General features: G+C 46.6%; 6 protein-coding genes and 1 pseudogene. 1 reads left to right on the top strand and 6 read right to left on the bottom strand.

All coding sequences use genetic code 11. The features are described from left to right. The first annotated feature begins 237 nt into the window (after positions 1-237). Positions 238-708: a FecR domain-containing protein gene (locus DU481_RS04340; RefSeq protein ID WP_350132890.1), complete on the top strand. Its 471-nt coding sequence runs from the start codon at positions 238-240 to the stop codon at positions 706-708. A gap of 47 nt (positions 709-755) precedes the next feature. Here the strand turns inward: DU481_RS04340 and DU481_RS15550 are convergent. The 6 genes and pseudogenes from DU481_RS15550 to DU481_RS04370 form a co-directional block, all read right to left on the bottom strand. Beyond that, a pseudogene (locus DU481_RS15550) lies at positions 756-845 on the bottom strand (PEP-CTERM sorting domain-containing protein); the annotation flags it as partial. Between the two features lie 1131 nt (positions 846-1976). Further along, positions 1977-3197, bottom strand: coding sequence for a serine hydrolase (locus DU481_RS04350; protein WP_350132894.1), 1221 nt, complete (start codon positions 3195-3197; stop codon positions 1977-1979). A gap of 654 nt (positions 3198-3851) precedes the next feature. Continuing rightward, positions 3852-5576, bottom strand: a complete 1725-nt coding sequence (locus tag DU481_RS04355; protein ID WP_350132896.1) for a methyl-accepting chemotaxis protein — start codon at positions 5574-5576, stop codon at positions 3852-3854. Positions 5577-5621: 45 nt separating this feature from the next. Beyond that, positions 5622-6134, bottom strand: coding sequence for a chemotaxis protein CheW (locus tag DU481_RS04360; RefSeq protein ID WP_350132898.1), 513 nt, complete (start codon positions 6132-6134; stop codon positions 5622-5624). A gap of 697 nt (positions 6135-6831) precedes the next feature. Further along, positions 6832-8556, bottom strand: coding sequence for a methyl-accepting chemotaxis protein (locus DU481_RS04365; RefSeq protein WP_350132900.1), 1725 nt, complete (start codon positions 8554-8556; stop codon positions 6832-6834). A 43-nt stretch (positions 8557-8599) separates the two neighbouring features. Then, positions 8600-9040 (bottom strand): chemotaxis protein CheW, encoded by a 441-nt coding sequence (locus tag DU481_RS04370; protein WP_350132902.1) that lies wholly within the window; start codon positions 9038-9040, stop codon positions 8600-8602. Positions 9041-9042 lie beyond the last annotated feature (2 nt).

A 9042-nucleotide genomic window follows, 5' to 3' on the forward strand; every position in this document is an offset into this window, starting at 1 on the left:
AGCTCGCGTTGTATATGGTCGACGGCAATGCGCGTAGCCGGGCCTATCTTTAGTCATGGCAAATCCTTGGTTGACCGCAAGTCTCGCTGGCAAGCTGAAAAAATTACTGTCATCAGTATATAATTTCCCCTTTCATTTTTTCTTCGCTCAAACAAAATGCAGGAACCTGAACCACCGGTTATACAACCATTCACTTTTGTTTTCAGTTGGCGGCGTTTTCTCGTGCACAGTGCAATCATGAGTATCTGCATATTGTTGGGCTTGATGACGTGGTATTTTGGTAAACCGCATAGCATCCGTTTTTATGAAACAAAATCCGAAGATACCCTAGTCACTACGATAGCACCCGGTATCAACATGGCACTCGATACGCGCAGTTCCGTCTCGGTAAAAGAAAGTCAGCCGCTACAAGTCGAACTATTTAAGGGAAATGTTTATTTCGATATCCAAAAGGATACTATCAATCAACTTGAAGTCAAAGTTGGCAATGCCATCATCAAGGATTTCGGCACTCGCTTCAGCATCGAGATGCATAAGGATGGCAGCAGCCATATTGCAGTCGCGGATGGACACATTAGGATCCAGGTCGCTTCAGGAACTTATCAGATCAACGCGCTTGAACAAGCTGATTTTGATGACACCAGGATCAGTAAACACCGGTTAGTCACAGAAAGCGACATTGCGCCTTGGCGCTCCCTGCCGCAGTAAAAATTAGAGGAACCTAAGCTCCTCTAATTTCCAGAACAGCGTTCTCTTTAAGAAATCTTACGGCGGCGTGCCATGAATCCTAATAAGCCTAACCCTGCCAACAACATCGCATAGGATTCAGATTCCGGTACCGCCGGGGTCAGGATTGCTGCAGTTAGAAAAATTCCATCTTCCGGCTGATTCGTGAAGGTACCGATAATGCTGGTACTAAATGCCCCGGCCGCACTATCCCAAAATATATGATACATGTTGTGATTGCTTTCATCGGTAATCACTGCATCACCCTTGTAAACCGAAAATTCGCTTGCACCAGCTTTAATCACATTAACGGGATAATTCGCGGCATAAAAACCCTCCAGCGGATTGCCGCTGTCACCTAAGTTTAAGGGCACAAAGCTCAGCATTTCAGGTGTACCAAAGTGGAGTCCCAGGTCTTTTTCTGTGCCATCGGGTGAAATAGCAGTCAATCGCCCGGTACCTTCCGAGACAACAACCAATGTATGCGCTGGAATATCGCAAAATGCCTGAGGTGTAAAATCCAAACCTTCGGCATCCGCACCGACATTGGCTAATAGAGTGGCGGAACCCGAGCTATCGACTCGATAGACATTACCTGTCTGTGTTGTCACCACCATATTGAAACCATAGTTGCCGTAAGGATCAAAAGCGATCCCGCGAACATCCCCGTTCAACCCGGTAGCAAACAGCGATTGCGTTGATCCGTCGTTAGAAAAACGGTAAACATTGCCCGCCGCTTCTGATCCGGCAAATATATCACGCGCCCCACTTGACCAGAACCCGCCCAGTCCCAAGGAACTAGAAACATATATTTCACCAATGCTGCCACTGCTGATAGGCAACGGCGCTCCGAACGGCAGAAGATTGCCGCCGCTGAGATCCGTTTGATAGAGTTGATTGTTAAAATAATTCGAGCCTACGAATTTATTGCCCGCATAGGCAAATCCGATGGGCGAACCGCCTGTACCACCTACAAAAGTACTGAAGCTAACCGCAAGCGCATTGCCAGTCCACAACAATGCGAGACTTCCTTCATTGGATAAATGATCATAAGCTTGAAGAGCCCCTTAATATAAGGGAAGTCTATACTATTTCATCTAGGTTATTTGTCCTACCCTCGGGTAATTTAGCACCTAAAATCAAACAGTAATGACAGGAGTAGCTTAGCACAAATTTTACCGGCGACCTATGATATGCGGTTTCCGGTGTTGTCCAGCCAGTTCGATAGAAAAAATTGTTTTATAGGAACCTTACGATCGCACCACAAGACATCCCATGCCCTGCCGAACTAGACTCTGACAGGCCGTACGCGCTTGGTTTTCCTGCAAACCTACCAGACGCGCCCGGTACAATTTGCGATTACTGACTTCCACTTCGGTGATTACCACTTCGCCCGGTATCAAGCGTGCGGCAACCTGAGCCTGTGCACGCGCCCGGTTCGATTCCTGGTAAGAACCGATCTGCACCGCCCAACCGTCGTTCGGCAGAATAGCCGCCTTTCGCGGTTGAGATTGCGGACTGGCTGATGGTTTAACGGCCAGTTGTTGTGCCGCAGGTTCGGCTGTTTTCTGAGCAATCAGAGTGGACTTGGGAAGTGGAGCCTGGGTTCTGGTTTTCTCTTTCCGTTCGCTAGGCGATACTGCTGGTACGGCTCGGCTATCCGTGGTATTGCTGGCTAAATGAACCGCACCCTGATTAAAACTGCGATCCAGCAATTGCGCCATGTGTTGATCGCGCGCCACCGCAGTGTTTCCTCCCATCACAACAGCAACCACGCGACGATCACCACGCTTGGCGGAAGTAGCCACATTAAAACCGGAAGCCCGGATAAACCCGGTTTTTAAACCGTCTACACCCGGTGTATTACGCACCATGCGGTTGTGACTTTTATAAGTGATGCCTTTGTGGTTGAACGACTGCGTGGAGAAATAATGATAATACTTGGGAAAATCCTTGATCAGCCGTGCGGACAGAGTGGCCATATCCCGTGCCGTTGTCTTTTGTTCAGGATTGGGCAGACCTGAAGCATTGCGAAAGGTGGTGGAATGCATACCCAGCTTACGCGCCTTCTCTGTCATCATGCGGCCAAAATTCGTTTCACTGGTACCTAAAGCTTCGGCCACCACAGCCGCCACATCGTTTGCAGAACGCACAATCAACGCCGGAATCGCTTCCCGCACACTGATACTATCTCCGGTGCGCAAACCGATATTCGTTGACGGCATCGATGCCGCATGCGCAGATACCGGCATGCGGAAATCCAGCGTCATTTTGTGTTGCTCGATCGCTTCAAACAACATATAAAGCGTCATCATTTTAGTCAATGAAGCCGGATAACGGCTAGCATCCGCATTGGACTCATGCAGCACGGCGCCGCTACTGGCATCGATTACGATAGCCGCGGAGCGCGGATTCGCTTGCGCCGGACTCACCAGAGTCAATAACACCGCGAGAACAAAAAAAACTTTCATTCCTATACGCTCCGGTATCGTCATACGATTTACTCCTTCTGAAAGTCTGTCCATAGAAAGAAGCTTAAATGACCGGCATGAAGTTTTTTTCACATGCCGGATCAATGCTGCTCCCGCTTGCTGAGATAATGACAAATATCCATTGATAGCTGCTTTTTTATTATTTATTTTGCTGATCATATATCGATGACTCAAAAATTTCCGTGGCGTAATTTCTCATCTGCACATTTTACTGGAGCAGCATAGTTCTATATTTCGTAATAAATAGCATATTTCCCTCTATCTACAAAGTATTTTATGCTGCAGCACGCTGTTAAATGCGCGGCCATTGAATTTTTCAGATTCAAAAATGCGTTATCAAGCAGAAAGTATTCCGCCCATGACAATGGCAGATTGGTAAAAAACCGAGGTACTAAAAAGCCATCATCTTGATTCAAAGATCTAAATGACTACTGGATGAATATACTAACCGTAGTTGAACCGGCGGAATATTCAGCATGCGTGGTAGGTGAGTGTGGAACAGAATGCGCTGACTGGTTCGCCAATCAGCGCAGCACAAGGAGATATTGTTTTTGGAAGGGATTGATCTTGCTGAATTACTACAGATGACAAACAAGAGCACCGCCTTGCACGGCAGCGCTCTTGTACAAATGTTTAGAACTCTTCCCAGTCACCACCACCGCCCGCAGCAACCTTGCGCGGTTGAGATTCTGGTGCCGTCGAGCCCGCGTTGGGATTGGCTGCAATTTTTCTGGTAGCAGACCCGCGATTAGGCAGTTTGGCAACCGGCGCCGTTCGATTGCTTCTTTTAACCGGTGTGACTGCGGTACTGCTGCTGCCATGCGATAATTTGAAGGTGCTGACCGCTTGTGTCAGGGAGTGCGCTTGGTCTTGCATGGACTCGGCGGCGGCGGCGGCCTCTTCCACCAATGCTGCATTCTGCTGTGTTACCTCATCCATCTGCATGACGGCTTGGTTCACTTGCTCAATACCCGAGCTTTGCTCCTGGGACGCAGCTGAGATCTCCGCCATAATATCCGTGACACGTTTTACAGCATTGACGATCTCATCCATCGTCGAGCCCGCCTCATCAACAAGGCGAGAACCGTCTTCCACTTTGGTGACAGAATCACTGATCAACTCCTTGATTTCTTTAGCCGCTGCCGCTGAGCGTTGCGCCAAGGTACGCACTTCTGTCGCCACCACGGCAAATCCACGCCCTTGTTCACCCGCTCGCGCTGCCTCCACTGCGGCATTCAACGCCAAAATATTCGTCTGGAAAGCGATACCGTCAATAACGCTAATAATGTCAACAATCTTTTTGGAGCTCTCATTAATCGAACTCATGGTTTGCACAACCTGACCGACCACCGCCCCTCCTTTCACTGCGACCTCGGAAGCACCTGCTGCCAGCTGATTAGCTTGACGGGCATTATCGGCATTTTGTCTAACTGTGGAAGTGAGCTCTTCCATTGAAGATGCGGTTTCTTCCAGACTGGATGCTTGTTCTTCGGTACGTTGGCTCAGATCCGAATTGCCGGAAGCAATCTCACCGGAGGCCGTTGAGATTTGATCTGTACCTGCACGCACCTTATTCACCAGATCCGCCAGATTATCATTCATGGTTTTCAGTGCTTGCAACAACCGCCCAGTTTCGTTGTTTGAATTGACTTCAATGCGGCTGGTCAAATCACCGGATGCCACGGCATTCGCCACTGCGACAGCTTCATTCAGAGGTCCGATAATTGCACGTATCAGAAGAAAACCGATGATTACTGCCAGCAGTATTCCTAATGCGATCACAACAATACTGGTAATAAAAATATTTTCGTAGTTCGCTTGCGATGCGACAAATTCTTTCTTACCCTCATCACGTTGAAGTTCGATCAGCTTGAATAGGGTCGCATGTACCACATCAAATCTTGGCGTTGCCTCAGTAGCATTTTTAACAGCCGCATCGAAATCACCGGCGGCAGCCAAGGCCATGGTACGATTACGCGCTTCCGTGTAGGCTTTCCATTCTTGATTAAAATTCTCTGTCAATGTTTTTTCTGTTGGCGTCAAATTGGTCGCCAAGTATTTCTGCCAAGCAGTGGCAATCTCAGCATCCCGCTGATCGTTCATGACTTGCCGTTCTTTTACTCCTTCCGGTTTACGTGCATATGAAGCAATAACCGCATTCAGGCGTATCCGTTGCATACGATCTATGATTAATCCCAACTCCCCCAAAGGAACGGCACGGTCTTCATACACACTCTTGAAAGCATCATTCGTTTGATTTAATCCATAAATGCCCAAACTACCGATACCAACCAGTAATATCGACAACAAACTTATTACAAACACTAATCGCGATTTTATTGTTAAGTTATTAAACACCGGTGCCTCCTTAAAGTCTCTCTATTAAAAACTACTTCACCTATTTCAACCTACACTTCGTTCCAGCAAACCCATATCGCTATTACTCATCAGTCTTTCGATATCAACTAATATCAACATCCGTTCCGCAACAGTTCCCAATCCCGTGATATATTCGGTATCGATCACAGCGCCAAACTCAGGCGCAGGGCGGACTTGATTAGCTTCAAGTTCAATCACATCCGATACGCCATCCACGACAATCCCCATGACTCGCCCGGCGACATTCAAAATAATAACCACGGTGAATTGATTGTATTCCACATGATCCAGCCTGAATTTGATCCTCATATCGAGGATCGGGACAATGATTCCCCGCAGATTAACAACCCCTTTAATAAAATCCGGAGCATTCGCTATTTGCGTAACAGAATCATATCCTCTGATTTCCTGCACTTTGAGTATCTCGATTCCGTATTCTTCATTACCCAAGCGGAAGGTTAGAAATTCATTAATCATGTGTTTAACCGCTGAACCGGGTGATTCAATGGGTACATTAACCGCTTGCTCCTGCAACATGTTTAGCTCCTCTACGCACTAACTAAAAACTGAATCAGTCGATCGTTAATCAGTTTTCATCGATTCTTCATGAAGATTTCTTCATAAACTTTTTAATTTTCATAGATTCTTCTATTTCATAAAATGCAGTTCATTCTTACGGAATTCAAACCTATATATTCTGCCGGTCAATTCTTCTTTTATCTTAAGAATTAATGACACCGATTTGTAAGAATTATCTTACTTACTCAAAATTCCATCCTGATAACACCGTAGAAATTATAAATATTACGATTCCGCTGCACGGTTCTGATCAATAGAACTGCCAGGACCGTTGATAAATCTACAAACGTGAAGAGATACTTTTTATCAACGGAAACGGGCCTATGCGGCCCATGGAGAGAACAGATTGATCAATGACAGATCATGTCCTGAAATTGAATGTAATTGATTACGTGGATTATGTTATCGCTCAATTTGCATTCAGAATTAATACCATTCGGACTGATAATAACCAAGTGTTCCGGGCCAAATTTCACTGGCACCTGAAAGACACACAATTTAATAGCTATTGTTGAAAATTGAGTCTGAAAAGACCGCTTGATGGTGAAAAATAACTCTCAAGTACTACACTACAGTTTTTTTCAAAAGGCTGTGTTTGAATAAAAAAACACCACCCGGAAATCCGGGTGGTGTTCTTGAAACAACTCAGAAAATCTTAGAACTCTTCCCAGTTATCATCACCGCCTCCGGCAGCTACTTTGCGCGGTTGCTCGGGTAACGATCTAACATCCGGTTCGGATTTTACCGCCGTTCTTCTCGTTGCAGGACCGCGATTCGGCAGTTTGGTCACTGTAGTCGCGCGATTACTTCTCTTAACGGTCGTTGGTGTTGAGTAACCGCCGGATAACTTGAAGGTGCTGACCGCTTGTGTTAATGCTTGTGCTTGTTCCTGCATGGATTCGGCTGCCGCGGCGGCTTCTTCCACCAATGCTGCATTTTGTTGCGTTACTTCGTCCATCTGCGTGACCGCTTGGTTAACCTGCTCAATACCCGAGCTTTGTTCTTGCGATGCAGCCGAAATCTCACTCATGATATCTGTTACACGTTTAACCGCACCCACAATTTCATCCATGGTCGCGCCCGCTTCATCGACTAGACGCGTGCCATTTTCCACTTTCACTACCGAGTCACTGATCAATTCCTTGATTTCTTTTGCCGCTGCCGCTGAGCGTTGCGCCAACGTGCGTACTTCTGTCGCTACCACTGCAAATCCACGACCTTGTTCACCAGCACGCGCTGCTTCGACTGCGGCATTAAGAGCCAATATATTGGTTTGGAAGGCAATGCCGTCGATGACGCTGATGATATCAACAATCTTTTTGGAGCTATCGTTGATCGAGCTCATGGTTTGCACCACTTGACCAATCACTGCACCACCTTTCATCGCGACTTCGGATGCGCCTGTTGCCAGTTGATTCGCTTGACGGGCATTATCCGCATTTTGTTTCACGGTGGAGGTTAGTTCTTCCATTGACGATGCGGTTTCTTCCAGACTAGATGCTTGTTCTTCGGTTCGCTGGCTCAAATCCGAGTTGCCGGAAGCAATCTCGCCGGATACCGTTGAGATCTGATCAGTTCCCATCCGCACCTTACCCACCAAGTCCACCAGACTATCATTCATCGTTCTCAATGCTTGCAATAAACGCCCGGTTTCATTCGTTGAGTTGACCTCAATACGGCTGGTCAGATCACCGGATGCCACGGCATTGGCTACAGTGATAGCTTCATTTAAAGGATTCACAATCGCTCGGATTAACAATAACCCGATTACAATCGCCAATAAAACACCTACTATCATTGCCGCAGACGACATCATGAAAATACTTTCATAATGATCTTGCGCAATCTCATATTCGTGCGCAGCAACTGCCCCTTGTAAATCAAACAGGGTAAACACAGTATTTCTAAGCGTATTAAATTTTTGTACTGAGTCCGCTGCCAAATTTTTCGTTGCAGCGTCAAAATCTCCCGCTATCGCCAGCTTCAGGGTTTGATTAACGGAATTCACGTACTGGATATGCTGCTCGCTTTTCGTCCGAGTCAACAGCTCTTCTTCCGGCGTTAATACAGTTTTCAGATACTGCGCCCAAACCCCTTCATTTTGTTTGACAAGCCGGTTCACCTCTTCCGCCAGCTTTTTCGAAGTCTCGATATTCCTCGATTCGACGGCGTCTTCCGCATTCTTGCGCACTTGATACCAAACATCCAGAATTTTCCCAAGCTGCACCGCAGTCACAGTCCGGTCTTCATAGACGGATTTCAATCCGGCATTGGATTGATTGATGCCATACAAACCTAAGACACCGATACTGACGAGTAATATCGACAACATACCGATGACAAATGCTAGACGGGTCTTTATTGTCATGTTGTTCATCATGATCTCCTGTGTAATTTATTTTTCATGAGACTGTAGCTTTCTGTTAATTTAAACTTTGTTCAATCAAGCCCATATCGCTGCTGCTCATCATTTTTTCGATATCAATTAATATCAGCATGCGTTCGTCGACAGTACCCAGTCCCATGATATATTCCGTATCTATCACTGATCCCAATCCCGGCGCAGGACGCATCTGCTCCAGCCCCAGTGTGATTACATCCGATACTCCATCCACCACTATCCCCATCACCCGGCCCGCTACGTTCAAAATTATCACTACGGTAAATTGATCGTACGTCGCACTTCCCAACTGGAATTTAATCCGCATATCTATGATCGGGACGATTATCCCGCGCAAATTCACTACACCCTTAAGGAACCGCTGAACAAATCCCGAGGTTTGTTGAGATAATAGATTTATTAACGACCTTCTAAATACGCCATGCCACACCAAACGAGTTTTGCCGATCTTGATTACAGTCACAA

Source organism: Nitrosomonas sp. (assembly GCF_040240425.1).
GTDB lineage: Bacteria > Pseudomonadota > Gammaproteobacteria > Burkholderiales > Nitrosomonadaceae > Nitrosomonas.

What these genes read in the sequence shown, in the direction of transcription:
- DU481_RS04340 (WP_350132890.1), top strand. Translation starts at nt 238, where the DNA reads ATGAGTATCTGCATATTGTTGGGCTTGATGACGTGGTATTTTGGTAAA.
- DU481_RS04350 (WP_350132894.1), bottom strand. Translation starts at nt 3,197, where the DNA reads ATGAAAGTTTTTTTTGTTCTCGCGGTGTTATTGACTCTGGTGAGTCCG.
- DU481_RS04360 (WP_350132898.1), bottom strand. Translation starts at nt 6,134, where the DNA reads ATGTTGCAGGAGCAAGCGGTTAATGTACCCATTGAATCACCCGGTTCA.
- DU481_RS04365 (WP_350132900.1), bottom strand. Translation starts at nt 8,556, where the DNA reads ATGATGAACAACATGACAATAAAGACCCGTCTAGCATTTGTCATCGGT.